Here is a 20008-nt window from a genome sequence, read left to right as displayed (position 1 = left end):
CATGGAAATTACAGGATTATGTGCTAGATCAGAGCTTGGAATCATCACCGGGACATTTATAAAAGCTTATGAGAATACGATCCTAGTAGAAACAGGTCGTGGTTATGAGCTTATTATGAAAAGAGATGCAGGGGTGCCGCTGACAACTGAAGGCATGTTCCGGGAGCGGATGAAAGTCATTAATGAAAAGCTGAAAAAGATGCATATTTCAAAGGGTGAAGCTATTAAATTGGCTAAAATACCTAAAAATCTTGGATACAAGCTTTTTAATGACCGAATTCCAAAAGACCCTCTGGTAGCTGAAGAACGAATCAGTAAGCTGGAACGAATGATTAACCGAGTGAGTCGAATGCGAATCACTATTTCCAAAGAAAAGGGACTTAATTTATGGAAAGACAACTAAAAGAAGTCACCAGAGAAGACTACGAAAAGGCGTTACACCTTAAAAGTGAACTTCTGATTTGGGGCCAATCAAGAGCCCTGGACCGTGCAAAAGAAACGATTGAAGCATTTGAAGCTCAAAAAAAGCCCACCAAGTAGTGGGCTTTCGAGCGTTAGACACCTAGTTTTTCCTTGAGTGTTTCGGTCAAAGTATGTGAGAAGTTGAGGTGATTATATTTGGAAATTAAAGATAAATTGAGAAGATGCAGAAAGATTGATGAAGAGATTTCAACCTTAGACCGTAGTCGTAAGACTATCTATGATACCTTGCTAGCAGCAACAGACTATTCATCTGAAAGAGTCCAAGCGAGTCATAGAAATCATGTAGACGAGAAGTACACCAGGTTAGCATCGTTACAGGAAGAGATTGATCAAAAGATAGATGAACTAGTAGATCTAAAGATTGACTTGTTTCAACTAATCAACACCTTAGACGATAGTCGATATCGAAACGTATTGATTGACTATTATCTGAATCGTAAGACTTGGGAGGAAGTTGCTGTGAATAACCACTGGACCTATCGCCATACACTCAGGCTACATGGTCAAGCATTGCAGCAGCTTAGAGCTAAAGAGGTCACTAAATGTCACTAAATGTCATTACATGTCACACTAAAGCCTGGTATTATGATAGCGTGATAGTTAGGCAGAGCGGCCAACTATCAAGATGTATCCTCCTTATTTTATTTTCCACCTCGCCAGGCGGGGTGGATTTTGTTATAGTTATACTAAAAAATAAGGAGATCAGAATATGGAAAAACAGAACTCTAGTAAGTGTAGGGAATATTACAGCTATGCATTAATTTTTTTTGGAGTTTCTTTTTTATTGATAACACTTCTAGTGATTGATGCAACCGCTCCTTTGTGGCAAAGCTTAGTATTCTACGCTGTAGGTGTATATATAGTAATTAGAGGGCTCTACATTTTTGTTAAAAATAACTCAGAATATTTTTCAGTTGCCTGGCCAACGATGTTATTTTTCTTAGTAGCAATGATAGTTGTACAGAATAAAGAGTTAACATTGCTTATAGCTTTGTTAACAGTTTTTCTAAATATAAATACTGTAAAAACATTTTCGGTTAAAGTAAAAGCAACTACAGATGATGGTTTGCTTGAGAAAAATCTAATAAAACTAAAAATAATACTTCTTTCACTCTTGATATCTATACAAATATCAACTTTTGCTTATGAAGAATATGTCTATAAATCTTGTTCTTTAAATAAATTAAGTGAAACATTTTTTAGCTTTATTACTATATTTTTCATTACAGCGATTTTATTCCCTTTGCTTTTTGGCGCGATGGTGTATTCCTTGAATAAAGTTGAGGAAGCATCTTCTATAAATATAGTGAAAAATGACAAATAAATATTGGTACGAATTTCTTATTTGTAATTAGCGTTTCAAATTTATTTTATCTTAAGTCGTCTATTCAGACGGCTTTTTATTTTACTTCGAAAGGAGTTCAATATGAAAAAAGTTAATCCTTTTTACCGAACTGCTAAGTGGCAGAAGAAGCGTGAGCTTACACTAAGGCGCTATAACTATCTGTCAGCAGAAGCAAAGCAGTTTGGCAGGCACGAACCAGCAGAGATGATCCATCATATCTATCCATTAAGCGAGTATCCGGAGCTGGCACTGGTGGATTGGAACTTGCTGCCGTTGACAAACAAGGAACATAATGGATTTCACGATAGGAAAACGGACAAAATTATTGGCAGAGGGCTGTATTGGCAACAAAAAAGGCGAAAAGAGTTCGAAAAATTCTTTGATAGGCCCCCCTAAGTCCGGATTTTTGGGCCGGCCACGGGAGACCGAGGAGTAGGGACTCTTCCCTCTCCGGAGACTCGGCAGTTTATTTAGCGATATTCATAGGAGGTGGTATTTTGATAGGGTTAAAGATTAAAGAATTGAGAAATTACCTTAAAATGACTCAAAAACAGTTTTCTGAACGAATAAATATCAGTCAAAACTACTTATCAGAGATTGAAAATGGTCGTAAAAACCCTAGCACGGCGCTACTTTCTAAAATCGTTGAAGAATTTGACCTAGATGACGATTATTTTTTATCCAAACAGCCACTAAAGCTTAGTACTGATGATACCCAGGTTGAATTGGAACAAGAAATTGATGCGATAAAGCAAAGAGTTGTCAGCGATATGAAATCGTTAGGAGTTTACAAACCCGAATATAACATCTTGATTACTATTTTTGTAAATGTAGTCAGAGAGTATGAGCTGCGGATGACACAATATCAAGAAAGCGGCTATGCTCTTGAAGACTTAGACGGTCGAAAGCTGCCGATTACTAAGCAGCTAGAGACTTTAAGGAAAGATATAATCACGTACTCCGATCGATTATGCCTTAATCCGAAGACATATCAGTCGCTTAATTTACCAAATGAAAAATCTGGGTCTAAGTTAGCAGAGGTGCTAAGCAGCATTGGTGGCTAATCCTAACCAACAAGTTGTGATGGAGTACGCACAATCAATTGTGGATGGTACAAAAATTGCCAGTAAAGAGATTATTCAAGCCTGCCAACGCTATTTAGCTGATTTAAAGAATCCAGAGTATGACTTTAGATGTCGTGATGCTGAGTTTGTGATTCAAATTATTGAGACCACACTTGTGCATGACCAAGGTGAAAGACTAGATGGAACCCCACTTAGAGGAGAGCCATTCATCTTAGAGCCTTGGCAAAAATTCATTGTGTATAATCTCTTGGGCTTTTGGCATGCAGGCACGGAGAAAAGGCGTTTTAAAGAAGCCTTTGTGTTTTTACCTCGAAAGAATGGGAAGACAAGATTTATTGCTGCCCTATCTTGGGGCTTAGCCTTGCTTGAGCGTAATTCAGGATCGACAGTTTATATTGTAGGTGCTGCACTCAGACAGTCTATGCAATCCTTTAATTATTTGAAATACAACTTAACTGAAATGGGAGAAATTTCGAATTTTAGGGTGCTGGATAATAATATGGAGCACTCGATTAGTGGCACTCTTGGAAAAGGGTCTATTTATATTCAAGCTTTGGCTGCTAACCCTGATACCCAAGACTCCTTGAACTGTAATGTGGGTATTGCAGATGAGCTCCATGCTTATAAAACACCTAAGCAGTACAATATCATTAAGGAAGCAATGAAGGCTTATACGAATAAATTAATGATTGGAATTACGACTGCTGGGGATAATATGAACTCTTTTTGTTACAACCGGTTAAAGTACTGCCAGAAGGTATTGGATCACACCATTACCGATGAGCAGTATTTTATTTTTATCGCAAAAGCAGATGAAACGAAGGAAGGAACGGTGGATTATACCAATCCTATTCAACATGAAAAAGCTAACCCTAACTATGGCGTGACGATTCGCCCAGAAGATATTCTAAGTGATGCTGAGCAGGCCCAAAATGACCCTCAACAAAGAAAAGATTTTCTTACCAAGTCTTTGAATATTTATACTTCAGCGATGCGAGCTTATTTTAATATCGATGAATTTAGGTCGAGTGATCTGTCCTATGATTGGACATTAGAAGACTTAGCTAAGTTAAATATTACTTGGTATGGAGGGGCTGACCTCTCTAAGATGCACGACTTATCGGCATCTGCTTTGTATGGACGGTATAAAACCGAGGATAAAGAAATTGATATTGTCATTACGCATGCCTTCTTCCCGATTGCTGCAGCCTACCATAAAGCAGAAGAAGATAATATCCCGTTGTTTGGTTGGCAGGATGACGGCGTATTAACCATGAGTAATACCCCGACTGTTCATTACGATGATGTGGTTAAATGGTTTGTTTCCATGAGGCGTAAAGGTTTTAAAATTAAACAAATTGGTTTCGATAAGAAGTTTGGTCGGGAATTCATGATTGGAATGAAAAAGGCCAAGTTCAGAGTGGTAGACCAGCCACAGTATTTTTATCGGAAAAGCGAAGGTTTTAGAAGAATTGAACTAAAAGCTAAAAACAAAGAGCTGTATTATCTCCATAACCCGGCCTTTGAATATTGTGTACAGAATGTACGTGCTATCGAAAAGACGGATGACATGATTCAATATGAAAAAGTAACAAAGACTCAACGAATTGACTTGTTCGATGCAGGGGTCTTTTCTGCTGTCCAAATGTTGGACGATATGCAAACGGGAAATGTGGCCAAGAGGTGGCTAAATAGTTAGGTATCTACTGAAAGGAGGTGAGTGAGTGGGACTATTAGATAGGTGGAGACCTAGAAAGCGTGTAGAAAATAGAAAAGCTGTAGTAGCATTATCCAACGCTGGGTACTTCGATGACATTGCCGGATACATTAAGTTGCGTGACAATCCTGAGGTGCGAATTGCCATTGATAAAATTGCAGACCTGGTGTCTAGCATGACCATTCATCTAGTTGAGAATACTTCAGAAGGTGACAGGCGTATTCAAAATGAATTATCTAGAAAGATCGATATTAATCCTTGTAAGCATATGACACGCAAGACATGGATTTACCGCATTGTCCAAGACTTGCTGCTTGATGGGGAGGGGAATGCCTTAGTACACATTAGTGTTGATCCTAAGACTTTACTGATTAAGGATTTAACGCCACTAGATATGTCTCAAGTCAGCTTTTATACGAAAGATAATGAGTTGCTAATCCAATATGGAGATAAGCAATTTTATGACGCTAGTCAGTTGATTCATTTTATGATTAATCCAAACCGTTACGATGGATGGACTGGTACAGGATATCGCATTACTTTAAAAAGTCTAGTAAACAACCTGGAGCAGGCAAATAAAACTAAAAACCATTTTATGGTTGGGGAGTATATGCCAAATCTAATCGTAAAGGTTGATGCCTTGAGTGAAGAGTTAGCTTCAGAACAAGGTAGAGAGCAAGTTAAGAAAAAATATTTAAAAAGTTCAAAATCAGGTGAACCATGGGTAATTCCTGCAGAGTTGCTTGATGTAGAAAAGATCACACCGCTGACTCTAAATGATATTGCGATTAACGACTCAGTAGAATTAGATAAAAAGACTGTTGCAGGACTTCTTGGAGTTCCTGCTTTTTTCTTAGGTGTAGGTGAGTTTGATCGTGATGAATACAACAATTTCATTAATACACGGATCATGTCAATTGCACAGATTATCGCTCAGACCTTAACGCGTGATTTATTAGTTTCGCCAAATTGGTACTTTAAGTTAAATCCGAGAAGCTTATACGCTTATGGAATAGACATGTTAGTTGAAGCTGGGGGACAAATGGTCCGAATGAATGCGATGCGCCGTAATGAACTGCGCGACTGGGTAGGCTTAGATCCTGACCCAGAAATGGAAGAACTGATTGTTTTAGAGAATTACCTTCCTCAAGATCAATTAGGTAATCAAAAGAAATTGAAAGGTGGTGAGGACCTCTAATGTCTAAGAAAGAATTTCGAGCTGGATATTTTCCTGGTCAATTTCGTGCTGTAGAAGATAATGAAAATCTACAACTTAGTGGATATTTTATCCGGTATAACGAACCTACAGAACTTAGTCCCGATTATATCGAATTAGTAACTCGTGATGCCATTAATCGAAGTTTAAAGGAAATAGATATTCGGTGCCTATTTAACCACAATACTGGTCAAGTCCTTGGTCGGTGTGGAAATGGGACTCTAACGCTTAAGTCAGATGATAAAGGCTTATGGGGTACTGTGACAATTAACCGTGCAGACAGCGAAGCTATAGCGGTGTATGAGCGCGTAAAGCGTGGAGATATCAATGGCTGCAGCTTTGGATTTTATCCCGTAAGCACTGAATATACAGACCGTGAAGATGGGAAAGTTGAGGCGAGGTTAACGGATATTGACCTGTTTGAAGTTTCAATTGTAACCTTCCCAGCCTATCCTCAAACAGAAATTAAAGCACGTAATCAAGATCTTGCTGATTACAAATCTGAATTATTAGAAGCTAAGAAGTTAAAAATAAAGGAGACTTTAAATTATGAACCCAATTATTTTAGCGAATCGCATTAAGTTAAAACGTGATGCTTTAACCCCTTTGAGCCAAGAGTTGAACGACCTATTGGATAAGCGGGAGCAACTGTTAAAAGCAGCTGATGAAGCAGAAAGCGAAAAAGATCTAGATGATATTCAGAAAACTGCGGATGATTTAAAAGCAGAAATTGAAGATAAAAAAGAAGAAAAGTCTAAATTAGAGGATGAAATCAATAATTTAGAAGATCAACTAAAAGAAATTAATGATAAAGCACCAGATACTTTAAAAGATGGTCAAAAAGAAGGAGCACGAGCTATGACAACGCCAACTAAAGAAACCCGAGAAGCCATTAATGCTTATGTTCATACACAAGGAGAAACGCGTGATTTCACTAGTGTAGATGGCGGAGCACTAATCCCTGAGGAGTTACTTTCTCCCAAAGTAGTTGAAACTGAAGCTACCGATTTAAGTAAATATGTTAATCGCGTATCTGTTAATTCAGGTGGAGGTAAGTATCCTGTAATTAAACATACCGATAATAAAATGACTTCTGTTGAAGAACTAGCTAACAACCCTAAATTAGCAAATCCAACGATTCAAAATGTAACTTATGATGTCAGCACATATCGTGGTTATATTCCAATCTCTCAAGAAGTGATTGATGACGCTAACTATGATGTGACAGGATTGATTGCTAATGAGATTAATGGCCAAGCATTGAATACTAAGAACCACTATATTGCTGAAGCGATGAAAGCTGCAACCAAGAAGGCTGTAAAAGGTCCCGATGGCTTAAAGACATTAGTTAATACAGGCATCAAACGTATTTATGATGTGAAATATTACATCTCAGCTTCTCTTTACAATGCACTGGACTTATTGAAGGATAAGAACGGACGTTACTTACTGCAAGATGATATTACAGTGGAATCAGGTAAGCGCCTGTTTGGTAAAGAAGTCATTGTTTTAGATGACACCTTAATCGGTAAAAAAGACGGGGATAAAGTTGGCTTTGTAGGTGATTTAAATAAAGCCATTACACTCTTTGACCGTAAACAAGCTTCAGTTAAATGGGTGGATCATGACATTTACGGTCAATTGCTAGCAGGTTATCTGCGCTTTGACGTTAAACCCACTGATACGGATGCAGGCGTGTATGTGACTTACACAGACGAAGCACAAGCTTAATAATTAATTAGGAGGTGATTTGTAATGGACAAGGAGGCGGTTTTAGGCATTGTTAAATCTCGCTTAGGCATTACAAGTCAAGTAAGGGATACTTATCTCTTACCTATTATCTCTGGAGTAATTAGTGAAATTGAAAATCAGCAGGGGATTACTCTTAAGAGTGATCGCCCTGATCATGTTATGTTTGTGGCTGATTATGCTGAATATCGTTACTCCAATAAAGATGATCCGACTCTCCCTAGGCATTTGCAATGGCGTTTGCATAATTTAGTAGTAGGTGAGAAGCATGTGGAATGATGAAGTAATTTTAATCAAGTCAATTCGCTATATGGACAAGACGAAAAACCATCGCTACAAAGATAAAGAAACTAGAGTATTATGCAAAACCAGTTCAATATCTTCTTCCGAGTTCTATCGTGCAGCAGAGCAGGGCTTTAATCCTGAAATTAATATTGTTGTGCACAGTTACGAATACGATGGGGAACGGCGTGTACGTTATAAAGATGTGGTTTATAAGGTTATTAGAAGCTATCGAGCTTCTTTTGAAGAAACAGAACTTGTCTGTGAGGTGGCTAAAGGTGTCAATTAAAATTGATGAACTATCTAAAAAGTTAGCGGATGAAGTGGCTACTTATACAAATGATGTTGTAGAAGGGATTCAGAAGGATCAAAAAGAAATCGCTAAGGAAACAGCGAAAAAGTTGAGAGCAGCAAGTCCTAAAAGAACTGGGAAGTATCGGAAGTCGTGGGGAACGAAAAAAGAAGGCTTAAATACTTATGTACGTAACAGGAAGCACTACCGACTAACCCATTTACTAGAAAAAGGGCATCGCACGAGGAATAGAAAACGTCAAGCCCCAGCTTATCCTCATATTGGTCCAATTGAAAAAGAAGCCATTAGTAAGTTTGAAAAAGCAGTTGAGAAAAGAGTGAAAAAAGGATGACTTATAGTGAGTTAATCGAAGCCCTGGAAACGTTAGGATGGCCAATTGCTTACAATCATTTTGATGAAGCTCCTAAGCCTCCTTACATGGCTATTATGGATGGTGAGGTTATTGAATTTAAGGCAGATAACATTGTCTACCATATGTCAGGAAAATTTGGCGTGGAGCTTTATACAGAATATAAGGATTTCGAAGCAGAGAAGAAGCTAGAGAAAGTTTTAGCAGATGCTAAATATCCATATGATGTTTTAGGGGATTTTTACAACGAAGATGATAATATTTATCAAAGAATTTATGAGGTGATGATTGATGGCAGATAAGAATAAGGTCCAATTTGGGCTAGAGAATGTACACTATGCGTCAGTATCGTTCAATGATGAAACCGGTCAAGCGACTTATGGAAAAGTCAAGAGTTGGCCAGGGGCGGTAGAACTATCGCTTGAACCAAACGGCGATCCTACAGAATTTAATGCAGATAACACTATTTATTACTACAATCAAAATAACCAAGGTTATGAAGGGTCTTTAGAAACAGCAAAAATTCCAGATGATTTTCGGATTGAACATTTAGGAGAGGTCAAGAATACTGATGGGACGATTGCTGAATTTGGAACTTCTCAATCCCAACCTTTTGCACTAATGTTTGAATTTAGCGGTGATGCCAATCAGAATCGTCACTTACTTTATTATTGCAGCGCTAGCCGGTCTAAGATTGGCTCCAAGACAAAATCAGATGGTGAACCTAATACAGAGACACTTGAATTTAAATGCGCTGCACGGCCGGGAGATAAGCTTGTTAAGATTCGAGCTTCTTCAGATTTAAGCATGTATGAAGATTTCTTCAAAAAAGTTTATGAACCTGTCAAAACATCGGATCCATTATCACGTTAGGAGGACAAGATGTCTAAAATTATTCAAATTGATGGGCGAGATGTAAAACTCGCGACAAACGGAGCAACGGCCATTCTCTATAAAAAAGAGTTTGGTCGTGATTTTTTTAGTGATCTTTTGATTTTAATCAAATCACTGAGTGGAGCATATACAGCAACAGAAGAACAACAAAACTTGAATCTTAACGATTTAACTTATGAAGACCTATCACATTTAGATTTAACAGTTTTATATCGCTTAGTTTATATCATGGCTAAAACAGCGAACCCAGACTTGCCGGATTTAATGACTTGGTTAGCAAGTTTTGAAGAGTTCCCAGTAGCAGATATTCTTCCTGATACTTTAGAAAATCTTTATGGATTGCTGCAGCGCTCAAAAAAGTCGAGAACGATAGGAATGCAGGGGATGAATTATTAACCACTGAATCCTATCTTTATATTTGTAAGCAAATTGGTTTAAGTATTGAAGAGTTGCAATATATGACAATCGGAAGCGTGATTGATTATGCTCATGAGTATGTAAATGCCTTAGATAGTGATCAGTCAGGCTCAAAACGTTTAGCAACTCAAGCTGATTTTGATAGTTTTTAGGAGGTGAGACACTTGGCAAGTAAAGATATTAAAGGGATTACGATTAAAATTGGTGCAGACACATCTGATTTGAGTGATGCCCTTAAGGATGTTGAAAAAGCGTCAATCAATTCGACTAAAGAATTGCGGGCTGTTAATTCTGCGATTAAATTTAATCCAAGTAGTGTAGAGTTGCTGACTCAAAAGCAGCAAATCTTAAATAATCAGATTACTGCGACTTCTGATAAGCTATCGATTCTAAAAGGGGCCCAGTCTGAAGTTGAGGCTCAATTTAACTCTGGAGATTTAGGTGAAGAGCAATACCGTGCTTTCCAGCGTGAGGTGATTAATACTGAAAGTCGTCTTAAAAACTATCAGAACGCACTGGAACAAACTAAAAATGAGCAAAGTCAATATGCCCAAAACACCCAACGATTAGAAACGTTACTGGAAGCCACAGGACGGTCTGTAGAAAGTTTTTCAGGAGTATTAGGGGATAAGTTAACTAATGCTATTAAGAACGGTACAGCGTCATCTAAAGACTTAGAGAGAGCTATAGATTTGATTGGCAAAGAAGCTTTAGGGTCTGAAGCTGATATGCAAAAGATGAAGCAGACTCTAGATTCTATTGACGATGGCAATTCTATTGATAATGTTACTCAAAATCTAAAAGAGATGGCAGATACCAGCTCAGACACCAAGTCTAAACTTGACCGGATTGGAGATATTGCTCAAAGTGAGGCTTTAGGGACGGTCTCTAATACGCTTTCTAATGTTTCAAGTAAAATGTTCGATCTTGGGCAGACAGGGATGGAAGCTGCAGGAAAAATGCAAGCGTCTGAAGCACAGTTTTCGCAAGTTTTTGGGACTTTAGAAGCTGAAGCTACTGCGGCGTTAGATAGAATTTCACTAGAAACTAATATTTTACCCGGGCGGCTGCGAGATTCATTCACTAAGATGGCAGCCTTTGCTAAAACAACAGGAATGGATACTGCCGGGGCATTAAGCCTAACTGAACGGGCGACTAAAGCAGCTGCAGATAGTGCCGCTTTTTACGATGTCTCTATTGAGGATGTAACAGAGAGCCTACAGTCGTTCCTCAAAGGAAATTACGAAAATGACGCAGCATTGGGTATTAGCGCTACTGAAACCACTCGAAACGCTAAAGCTAATGAGCTATACGGTAAGTCGTTTAATGACTTAGATGAAGCTCAGAAGCAATTAACGTTATTGGCAATGGTAGAGGATGGCAATAAAGTATCTGGAGCTTTAGGACAAGCTGCTCGTGAAGGAGATTCTTTTGAAAATACTTTAGGTAATATGAAGCGTGCTCAAGAAGTATTTGCTGCAGCTATCGGTCAGCCAGTAATGGAAATTTTTATTGGATTAATGAAGCAATTAGCTCCGCTAGTCCAGGGGTTAGCGAATTGGTTCAATAACTTGAGTCCTGCGGCCCAAAAAGTGATTGCTGTTGTATTGATTATTATCGCAGTTATTGGAGCTTTGCTACCAATCATTCTGTCATTAGTCAGTACATTTGGCATACTATCGGTTGCTGGTGCAGGAGTATCAGCGAGTCTATTGCCTATTATCGGAACGATTCTAGCGGTTGTCGCTGTAATTGCGGTGATAGTAGCCGCAGGGGTTACGCTTTACAACAATTGGGACACGATTAAAGCAAAGGCAGGAGAGTTAAAGAATAATATCTCGACTCAGTTCCAAGCGATGTTGAGTACCATCAGTCGAATTTTTGAAAATATCAAACAAGCTGTGAGAACTAAGTTTAACCATGCAGTTAATACCGTCAAAAGTGGAATTGATAAAATGAAAAGCTTCTTTAACTTTACATGGTCACTTCCTCGTATTAAATTGCCACACGTTACCATTACAGGAGGCTTCAGCTTAAACCCTCCACGCGTACCTAGTTTTGATGTTGCCTGGTATAAACATGGAGGGATTATGACAAAACCTACTGCTTTTGGTATGAGCGGAAGCACGCTTCTGGCTGGTGGAGAAGCTGGGCCAGAGGCTGTTTTGCCGCTTAATGAGCAGAACTTAAAGAACATCGGTAAAGGTATTGTGGAAGCGCTAGGCCCACTTACTCAATCGCAGGAACCAAGTAAGCCAGCTGATATTGTGTTGCATATTGATGGGAAAGAGTTTGTTCGATTAACGAATGGCTATAGCGACCGTTTGAATGGTCGAAATATTGACTTAGTAAGAAGGGGGCTTAGCTTATGATATACAAAGGAATTCGTTATTTAGGCAAGCACTCCTATGATGATTTTGGAATTACAATTGCTAAGCGAGAAATCGGTTATCCCAAAAAAGTGAAGAGAAAACTTGATTTACCTTATTCAAATCGAGAGTATGATTTTTCCGAAATTTTAGGTTTTCCAGAGTTTACAACAAGGGAAGTGTCTTACTACTTCAATATTGCCAATCGAAGAATTCAGACGAAACACGAAATGTATCGAGTAAAAACCGTCCTTGTCAACTGGTTATTGTTTAGCCATGGTAAGCAAGAGTTGCATGACGATTACATTCCTGACTTTCATTTTTTAGCTGAAGTGGAAGATGCTCCTGAATTCACAGAAAATTGGATAGATGGAACTTTAAAAGTGACTTTTAATGCCTACCCCTTTTTGATTGGAGACCAGTATGAAGGTGATGACATTTGGGATTCCTTTTACTTTGAGGGTGGTGTGGCACAAACAACTTCTGTGTCCTTGCCACGAACGAATGGCCAATCACCGCAATTTAAGCCATTAAAAATAGGAACTCAAGTCACATTAACGTCCTGGGCAACACATACGGTTGGAGAATCAACTGCAAATGCCAGGAAAGATAGGTTACGTAGTAGTCAAACCCGAACAGTAGTCAATGGACCTGTAAAAGAAGTTTTAGAAGTCCCTGATGGCCATCAAAATAAGTGGGTAATTAGTAAAAGAATGTATCGTCTAGGTGGTAAAGATAGTAATCTTTTAATTTACGAACAAGATGCTCTTGAAGCACTGCCCGATATAACTTCAATTACTTTAATCAACACCGGCTCAGTTCCAATTTATCCAGAAATTGAAGTTACAAAATTGGATAATAGTGCTTCCAGAATTTTCCATGAAGGGTTCACGATCGTCAACAATAATGGTGGTCCAATAAGTCTACGCATTGATAAGTCAGGGAAAGTAAAAAATCATTCATTGGTTCTTAATCCTGGAGCTAATAAGTTATCAATCTATGGGTATGATTTATTTCTGAACTTTAAATTTAGAAAAGAGGTTATTTAATGTATAACGTTTTCCTCCTAGACGACTATGAGTTCATCAACTTAAATGATCCAGCAGTTGATTATCCGAGAATTTTAAGCGGTCAAATGAATAGTGAAAGTGATAAAATTGACTCTTTTACATTTACAATTAATCAAGAAAACCCAGGATATGATCGTCTAAATACTTTCACTACCCAAGTTTTCGTTATGTCTTATTATGATGGCCAATACATCTTTTATGGACGTGTCATCAATGTAGAAGAAAAGCAGGATGCAGATGGAATAGGGGTAGAAAAAGCAGTAACATGTGAATCTAATAAAGGTTTTTTACATGATAGTTGTGTGTACACCTTTAATACTGGAACTACCATTACTGGCACACCTAAAGAGGTATTAAGTAAGCTACTCGATAGCCACAACATGCAGGTAAATACTGTTCCAACGTCTAATGAATTTTCTGCCGGATGGTGGAAAAATTTCTTTGTTGGCCAAATTGATGATGATGTGGCAAATATTGTTAAAAGTGTTAAAGAAACTAAAAAACAGACCAAGCATAAAACTTTGTCTGTTGGAGACAGCGCTCGAATCAAATCGAGTGCTGTTTATTTTTCTCCGTCACACCATCCTAGTGGCTTGAGAATTGCAGATTTCGCAAAAGAGCGCGTAAATCGTGTAGAAGCATACGATGAACCAAGAAATGCTTATTTTTTATCTTATCAAGGGGTAAAAATTGGATGGATTAAGGGAGAAGATATCTATGAAACAGAGACAGTTATCACTACTCAATCAGGGAACAAAATAATTTCTGAGTCCAGACAAGTTTCGCTAGAGGTTTCTCTTGAGATGGATACTTTTGAGGCGATTTCTAAGCTTTGTGAGATATGTAATTGTCGCTTTACAACTTCTTATATTGATGGCTATTTAAAAGTTAATTTAATTGGACAATCCCATGGTGATTTTAATCAAACGGAAGTTACTGTTGGTGATAATTTAATAAGTATGTCGCGGTTGAATAAAGTTAATGATGTCTATTCAATCATCATTCCAATTGGACGGTATCAAAAAGAAGAGAAGGAGGGTGAGGGGGAATAGTGCAAGCATTTCAAACCGATTTCTTAAATGCCATTAAGCCTGGGGTAATTGCTGAATGGTCTACTTCTAAAGTGCTTCCGTCAGTTACTGCAGCTCAAGCAATTCTTGAAAGTGACTGGGGGAGGTCAAAGCTTGGAGCACCTCCTAACCACAATCTTTTTGGAGTTAAATCCGGGTCTAATTGGACGGGCCAAGTGGTGTATATGAATACTCGAGAGGTCGGCGCTGGTGGGAGTTATTGGGTAAATGCCGGTTTTAGGAAATACGCCAGTTGGGCAGATAGTATTAAAGACCGGACAAACTTTTTCCAAGGAAGTTCCTGGGCACGAAATAATTATCGTGCAGTAATTGGAGAGACTGACTATAAAAAAGCTTGTTGGGCTTTAAAAAATGCAGGCTATGCAACAGACCCTAACTATGCTCCCTCACTCATTCGAGTGATTGAATCCTATAATTTACAATCTTGGGATAAACAAATTGATAAAACTGGATATGTAGAAGTTGTGTCAGGTAAAATCGACAAATTAATCGAGTGGTTCGAACAAAGAAAAGGGAAAGTAGGCTATAGCATGGTGGCCCGGGGAGGACCTAACTCTTACGACTGTTCGAGCGCTGTATATAGTGCCTTAATCTACGCGGGATTTCTACCCCAAGGTACTGCGCTAGGGTCTACAGAAGACTTGTATGCTCTTGAAGGCAGTCTTCTTATCCCTATTAATGCTGACGAGAAACAGAGAGGGGATATTTTTGTTTCAGGGATAAAAGGAAATTCCGGTTGGTCAAATGGACATACGGGAGTTTATTACGGGAATGGTCAAATTATTCACTGTACAGTTGGCCCTGGCACGCAAGGAATCATGATAACTCCTTTAAGCGGTTGGCTAGGCGGTCCTCCAACGTATTGGTATCGTCTTAAGGGAGCAAGAGAACAAAAAATAGCAGGACCTTCAGTAAGTCCTGGGGCAGATAATAAAACCGAAGAAATTACAGTCTCAGACGTTAATAATAGTTTTACGAACATATTTAACAATGAGTTGCTCAGACGTTACGGTGCTATTACTAAAGTAAAGTACTACGATAATGTGAGTGACCCAGCTTTACTTAAAGAGATGGCAGAAACTGATCTGCTCCAACAATTTATTGATCAGTCAGAAGTGAATTTAAGCGTTGCAAATTTACAATTGCTCTATCCAAGCGAATATAAATCAATCAATCTAAACGATTATGTGGTTGTTAACAATCCTCTCTTTGGAGACCAGGGGGCCACTATGCAGTGCGTGAAGAAAACAATTGACATAGTGAATATTGAAAAATCTAATTATGTCTTGGGGCATAAGATAGCTAATGCATCGGACTATTGGTCAGAGCGAGGGGTTCGAGACTTCATGAGCTTTAAGAATGACTTAGCTTACTTAAAAGGGTACATAGCTACCTTGGAGAGAGGAGCAACAGCATATTCCAATCGGTTTACTGCTATCGATAAGCGCATTGACGAAATCAAAGAATTAGCAGAGAACAACAAAAATATAGTAGAAAGAAATGAGGGTGGTCAGTAATGGCGTATGTGGATGGTTCGCCTATGGATCCCAATAAACTTTATTCCATTACCGATATTGCTAAATTCATTAGAACAAAAAAATATGGGCGTGATGTTAGAGAGGCAATTGCGCAGGGGTTCGAAAGGTGGTACCAAGACGAAAAATCTTGGGACTTAGGTAAGTTGATGACAGAAGACGGTCAGGAATGGAGAGTGTAGAATGGCAGATAAAATGATGAGAATTGCGGGCCGTAGAGATGACGGAAGTGCTAAAGCTATAAGTGTTAATGATTTGGGTGAACTTAGAGTTGAATCAAATCATAAAAATCTTATGACAGAAGTTGTATCTAATAGGGATGTTCCAAAAGGAAAAACACTGTCTCTGGGAGTATTTGAAACTATCGGTATGGATACACTTCGAATCTCAGTTTCGGTTTCTAACGCAGCAGGTTATGAATTGACGGTTGAGGAGCTTCAGTATCCTAATGAATCATCTCCTATAGCCAGAACAACAAAAATATTTAATAAAAGTACAGGCGGATATGTTTTTTCTGGCCCTAATACAGTTGAGATTAGTTTATCTAGCTCGGCTATTGTGTTAAAAGCAAAAAATATTTCTAACTCTATGGATACTAGGATGGGGTTCTTTGTAACGGCTTTAAAATCAGGCTCTAATTCTACTGAAATGATGGCATTGAATACCGCTAGAGACAAAGCTGAAATCTTAAAGACGAATAAAAATGGGCGCTTATTAGTTAATTCAAATTTTAACGTAATTGCTAATTTTACTGCAGAAGATGAAAAAATTTCTTTAGCACCTTCTGCTAGTTTTGAAACTTCTAAAATGAGTATGAACGGGTGCAATGTATTAGATTTATCATTATTCTCCAACTTGTATTATGGATATAAGGCCGAAATTCGAGAATATAATTATAATTTTGAAGCAGAAACTTTTGTTTTAACCAAAACCCATAAAATTAAAAATCCTGAAGAAAGTTTATCTTATAATACTGAGAATAAAAAAATTAAGATTGTGTCTCCTTATGTAAGTTTGTACTTGAAGTCCTTATCATCCAATCTAAATAAGATTGGTGTGGAAATGATGGGGAGTGTTCACAATGTTTCTAGTAATAAACTAGGTCAAATAGAGACAATGCTCGAACAGTTACTAGAGATTCAAAAAAATAGTCAGTTAAATCCTAAGAGGGCTATGCTTACGGATGTCAAACTAAGAAAGACATCTGTAAATTACATCCATGAATATCGTAACGGTAAATTCTATGGGACATATGGCCTAGATGTATATACAAGCGAAGATGGTGAGGCTTGGGAAAAGATAACTTCTCTACCACCTAAGGATGGAGCTAACCGTATTATCGAACATCTATTTGTTGGAGGCTATGGAAATCTTGTAGCCTGTTGTTACGGTGGAGAGGTATTTATATCTGATGAAAATGGTGTTTTTAAAGCAGAACCTGACATCGTATCAGGAATATTTAATCACAATTGGGGTTCAACACGGCATGAAAATGTTATTGCTTTTACGACATATGAGAAAGCTGGAATGGAGACATCTAATCGTCATGAAGCATTTTTATCCACGGACTCGGGAAGAACTTTTAAGAGAATCTTTGATAAAAGTATCATTATTAGCCCAGAATTTCCTCCATTAGAAGATCGCCGTACGCATTTACATGACATTGAATATGATCCTCTATCAGGAAGGCTATATATTTGGGCAGGGGATTTCGGTGCAGCTTCCTTGTATTATTCCGATGATTGGGGGAATACCTGGAATATGTTTGCTAACCAACGCAAATTTGCAGGAAATTATACTCAATTAATATCAGGCCCACGAGGGTTATTCTTAGCAGCTGATACAAGTGGAGGTGGCGGAGATTTCCTAAACATCGATAGAAATCGCGTGATTAACCCTCAATTAGAACTTTCAGATTTCACAGAAGGTTTTTGGAGCATGCAAGATCGTAGCAAACGCTATCTGTCGACAAAAAAATTTGTTAATCGCGCGGAACAGATTTACATGTTTTCAGCATGTCCTGAGTATGACGAAAATGGTCGATGTGGATATTTAGCTTTTTCTAGGGACGGATATAGCTGGCAACTCTTGTGGGAAAGCCCCCATACAAAGCACATGTCAGGATTGGATACGGTCGTTTACGGAAATGGCAGAATTGTTGGTTCTTATAATAATAAAGAAGGTGACGGGTATTTAACTTTTACAGCTTTACTCCACCTTTAGAAAGAAAGTGATAGGAACATGATTAATATTGATATTACAAAAGAAATTTTCTTTATGAGTTTAATTAAATTAAGCCATAGTTTTCTATTTCAATCTCTATTATGGCTGATTTTAGCTGATGTTATTTCAGGTTACGGAAAAGCGTTCAAGCTAAAAGTGCTCGACTCTAGCGTTGGTACAAATGGTTTAATAAAGCATACTTTAGTTGTCTTTATAATGACTATTTCTGGAACATACGCTAAAGCGTTAGGGCTAGATTTTGCTTCTAATGCTTTGGGTTTTTTCTTTATCTCAGGTTACGCTGTTAGCTTTATTGAAAATTTAGATGCCATTGGAGTTCCTATTCCTTCTTGGATTTCCCAATATTTCAATAGAATGCGTTCAGATTATGACGCAAAAGTAACTAAATATTTCAAAGAAGACTTGAAAAATAGAAAATAGGTGATTTAATGGAGCTCAAATATAATGGAGCTGTTCTGAAAGAAGAAACGCTCAATGCTATCTTGAAAAAAGCTAGGGAATATCAAATCCTCCCCAGCTTTCTCATTACACAATTACATTATGAAGGCCTTTGGGGTAACTCTGAGGTGGCCCGATTAAATAGTAACCTTGGTGGCATGACATGGACTGGAACGGCTCAACGTCCATCTGGTGTTGTTGTGTCTAAAGGCAGTCCCCGGCCTGCTGCAGAGGGTGGCCACTACATGAAGTATGCCAGCCTATCGGATTTCATCGAGGACTGGACGTATCTGCTTCGCCCTGATGGCTACTACAATGTGTACCAGGAAAATGACTTCAAGTATGCGGTGAAGGGGATTTTCGTTGTGGGTGGTGCTCAATACGATTATGCGACGATGAACGTGGCCACCAGTCAGCAGCGCTATGAGTTATACCTACAAGGAATGACTGCTCGGCGACAAGCGATTAACGTTGCAAACAATAATAGCTTAGATAAATTAGATCAAGATTATTTACACGAAGGGAAGCAAACAGTTATGAAAATTGATATTGATAAAGCAATTTCTTTCATGAGAGATTTGAAAGCAAAAGGAACCACTTACAGCATGTATGGTAGCCGCACTGGCGCAGACGGCTCTGCTGATTGCTCTGGTGCCATCTATGCTGCTCTGCGGTCTGCTGGAGCTAGTAACCTAGGGCAGGTTGCTTCTACAGAAAGTATGCATGGTTGGCTAGTAGCGAACGGCTTCAAGCGGATTGCAACTAATGCAACTTGGCCAGCTCAGAAAGGGGATATCTGTATCATGGGGCAGATTGGTCACAGCGCAAACGCAGGAGGCCATGTATGGATGTTTACCAGTCCCACAACGGTTATCCACTGTTCTTATAAAGACGGCTGGAATGGCGGGGTATATGAGGAACCAGAAACAAATGTTATGGGGACTTATGACTACCTAGGCTACTGGTATGTATACCGCCAGGAAGCTAAACCAGTCCCTCTTAAATCACCTGCTGAGATTGCTAAGGAAGTACTGGATGCTAAATGGGGTAATGGTGCAGATCGAATTTCTAAATTACAATTAGCTGGGTATGATCCAGTTGCGGTTCAGAATGAGGTTAATAAGCTTGTGGAGGCCCGTGATCAAAAAGAAATCCAAGTGGCTGATCACCAACCAGGGCAGGATGGTAAGGTCGAACTGGCTGACAATGAAGTTCTTCTGAATGGGATTGTTTACGTCATTACTGAAAAATAGTATATAAGATTAAAAGAGGAGGCCGTATTGGTCTCCTCTTTTTTTGTGCTTTATATTAAAAAATAACTTCCCAACTTTGTGAAAAGTTGAAAAGTTATAGATAATTTTGTTCAAAACCTTATAACGATGCTGGCTGACGGTTCAAAAAGTTATAGAAA

General features: G+C 38.5%; 24 protein-coding genes. All 24 read left to right on the top strand.

The features are described from left to right. The first annotated feature begins 1 nt into the window (after nucleotide 1). Nucleotides 2-403, top strand: a complete 402-nt coding sequence (locus HMPREF3090_RS03475; protein WP_067971340.1) for a hypothetical protein — start codon at nucleotides 2-4, stop codon at nucleotides 401-403. After that, nucleotides 388-540 (top strand): hypothetical protein, encoded by a 153-nt coding sequence (locus tag HMPREF3090_RS09810; protein ID WP_158444696.1) that lies wholly within the window; start codon nucleotides 388-390, stop codon nucleotides 538-540. Before HMPREF3090_RS03475 ends, HMPREF3090_RS09810 begins: the two co-directional genes overlap by 16 nt. A gap of 78 nt (nucleotides 541-618) precedes the next feature. Further along, nucleotides 619-1035 (top strand): DUF1492 domain-containing protein, encoded by a 417-nt coding sequence (locus HMPREF3090_RS03470; protein WP_067976457.1) that lies wholly within the window; start codon nucleotides 619-621, stop codon nucleotides 1033-1035. A gap of 157 nt (nucleotides 1036-1192) precedes the next feature. Then, the gene (locus HMPREF3090_RS03465) at nucleotides 1193-1807 is read left to right on the top strand and encodes a hypothetical protein (protein WP_067976454.1); all 615 of its coding nucleotides are present in this window, start codon (nucleotides 1193-1195) and stop codon (nucleotides 1805-1807) included. Nucleotides 1808-1909: 102 nt separating this feature from the next. Continuing rightward, a complete protein-coding gene (locus HMPREF3090_RS03460; protein WP_067976452.1) occupies nucleotides 1910-2224 on the top strand; it encodes an HNH endonuclease in 315 nt (104 codons plus the stop codon). Between the two features lie 101 nt (nucleotides 2225-2325). Continuing rightward, nucleotides 2326-2892: a helix-turn-helix domain-containing protein gene (locus tag HMPREF3090_RS09540; protein ID WP_067976450.1), complete on the top strand. Its 567-nt coding sequence runs from the start codon at nucleotides 2326-2328 to the stop codon at nucleotides 2890-2892. A gap of 19 nt (nucleotides 2893-2911) precedes the next feature. Then, nucleotides 2912-4612 (top strand): terminase large subunit, encoded by a 1701-nt coding sequence (locus tag HMPREF3090_RS03450; protein WP_067976654.1) that lies wholly within the window; start codon nucleotides 2912-2914, stop codon nucleotides 4610-4612. 25 nt (nucleotides 4613-4637) lie between these two features. Beyond that, nucleotides 4638-5828 (top strand): phage portal protein, encoded by a 1191-nt coding sequence (locus HMPREF3090_RS03445; RefSeq protein WP_067976448.1) that lies wholly within the window; start codon nucleotides 4638-4640, stop codon nucleotides 5826-5828. Continuing rightward, on the top strand, nucleotides 5828-6427 hold the full coding sequence (locus tag HMPREF3090_RS03440) for an HK97 family phage prohead protease (protein WP_067976447.1): 600 nt from the start codon (nucleotides 5828-5830) through the stop codon (nucleotides 6425-6427). Before HMPREF3090_RS03445 ends, HMPREF3090_RS03440 begins: the two co-directional genes overlap by 1 nt. Further along, entirely contained in the window at nucleotides 6396-7577 is a 1182-nt protein-coding gene (locus HMPREF3090_RS03435; protein WP_070485938.1) for a phage major capsid protein, read from the top strand. The genes HMPREF3090_RS03440 and HMPREF3090_RS03435 overlap by 32 nt, the downstream gene beginning before the upstream one ends. Nucleotides 7578-7601: 24 nt before the next feature. Continuing rightward, a complete protein-coding gene (locus HMPREF3090_RS03430) occupies nucleotides 7602-7874 on the top strand; it encodes a hypothetical protein (RefSeq protein WP_067976442.1) in 273 nt (90 codons plus the stop codon). After that, nucleotides 7864-8166 carry a phage head closure protein gene (locus tag HMPREF3090_RS03425; RefSeq protein WP_067976440.1) on the top strand — a complete coding sequence of 101 codons (303 nt, stop codon included), beginning with the start codon at nucleotides 7864-7866 and terminating at the stop codon, nucleotides 8164-8166. Before HMPREF3090_RS03430 ends, HMPREF3090_RS03425 begins: the two co-directional genes overlap by 11 nt. After that, on the top strand, nucleotides 8156-8521 hold the full coding sequence (locus tag HMPREF3090_RS03420; RefSeq protein WP_067976438.1) for an HK97 gp10 family phage protein: 366 nt from the start codon (nucleotides 8156-8158) through the stop codon (nucleotides 8519-8521). The genes HMPREF3090_RS03425 and HMPREF3090_RS03420 overlap by 11 nt, the downstream gene beginning before the upstream one ends. Continuing rightward, nucleotides 8518-8841 carry a hypothetical protein gene (locus tag HMPREF3090_RS03415; protein WP_067976436.1) on the top strand — a complete coding sequence of 108 codons (324 nt, stop codon included), beginning with the start codon at nucleotides 8518-8520 and terminating at the stop codon, nucleotides 8839-8841. Before HMPREF3090_RS03420 ends, HMPREF3090_RS03415 begins: the two co-directional genes overlap by 4 nt. Next, nucleotides 8831-9412, top strand: coding sequence for a major tail protein (locus HMPREF3090_RS03410; protein WP_067976434.1), 582 nt, complete (start codon nucleotides 8831-8833; stop codon nucleotides 9410-9412). Before HMPREF3090_RS03415 ends, HMPREF3090_RS03410 begins: the two co-directional genes overlap by 11 nt. Nucleotides 9413-9421: 9 nt before the next feature. Continuing rightward, entirely contained in the window at nucleotides 9422-9829 is a 408-nt protein-coding gene (locus tag HMPREF3090_RS03405; protein ID WP_067976432.1) for a hypothetical protein, read from the top strand. A gap of 185 nt (nucleotides 9830-10014) precedes the next feature. Further along, entirely contained in the window at nucleotides 10015-12222 is a 2208-nt protein-coding gene (locus HMPREF3090_RS03400) for a phage tail tape measure protein (protein WP_070485936.1), read from the top strand. Then, nucleotides 12219-13268, top strand: coding sequence for a hypothetical protein (locus HMPREF3090_RS03395; protein ID WP_067976428.1), 1050 nt, complete (start codon nucleotides 12219-12221; stop codon nucleotides 13266-13268). Before HMPREF3090_RS03400 ends, HMPREF3090_RS03395 begins: the two co-directional genes overlap by 4 nt. Then, a complete protein-coding gene (locus HMPREF3090_RS03390) occupies nucleotides 13268-14341 on the top strand; it encodes a hypothetical protein (RefSeq protein ID WP_067976426.1) in 1074 nt (357 codons plus the stop codon). The genes HMPREF3090_RS03395 and HMPREF3090_RS03390 overlap by 1 nt, the downstream gene beginning before the upstream one ends. Then, entirely contained in the window at nucleotides 14341-15897 is a 1557-nt protein-coding gene (locus HMPREF3090_RS03385) for a peptidoglycan amidohydrolase family protein (RefSeq protein ID WP_067976424.1), read from the top strand. The genes HMPREF3090_RS03390 and HMPREF3090_RS03385 overlap by 1 nt, the downstream gene beginning before the upstream one ends. Beyond that, nucleotides 15897-16097 carry a hypothetical protein gene (locus HMPREF3090_RS03380; RefSeq protein WP_067976422.1) on the top strand — a complete coding sequence of 67 codons (201 nt, stop codon included), beginning with the start codon at nucleotides 15897-15899 and terminating at the stop codon, nucleotides 16095-16097. Before HMPREF3090_RS03385 ends, HMPREF3090_RS03380 begins: the two co-directional genes overlap by 1 nt. 1 nt (nucleotide 16098) lies before the next feature. Then, on the top strand, nucleotides 16099-18138 hold the full coding sequence (locus tag HMPREF3090_RS03375) for a hypothetical protein (RefSeq protein ID WP_070485933.1): 2040 nt from the start codon (nucleotides 16099-16101) through the stop codon (nucleotides 18136-18138). An 18-nt stretch (nucleotides 18139-18156) separates the two neighbouring features. Continuing rightward, entirely contained in the window at nucleotides 18157-18579 is a 423-nt protein-coding gene (locus HMPREF3090_RS03370; RefSeq protein WP_070485931.1) for a phage holin family protein, read from the top strand. 8 nt (nucleotides 18580-18587) lie between these two features. Continuing rightward, nucleotides 18588-19850 (top strand): peptidoglycan amidohydrolase family protein, encoded by a 1263-nt coding sequence (locus HMPREF3090_RS03365; RefSeq protein ID WP_067976416.1) that lies wholly within the window; start codon nucleotides 18588-18590, stop codon nucleotides 19848-19850. Nucleotides 19851-20008 lie beyond the last annotated feature (158 nt).

The organism is Aerococcus sp. HMSC23C02, from assembly GCF_001806805.1.
Lineage (GTDB): Bacteria > Bacillota > Bacilli > Lactobacillales > Aerococcaceae > Aerococcus > Aerococcus sanguinicola.
Note: the sequence above shows the minus strand (reverse complement) of the source record. Positions and strands in the feature narration are given on the sequence as shown.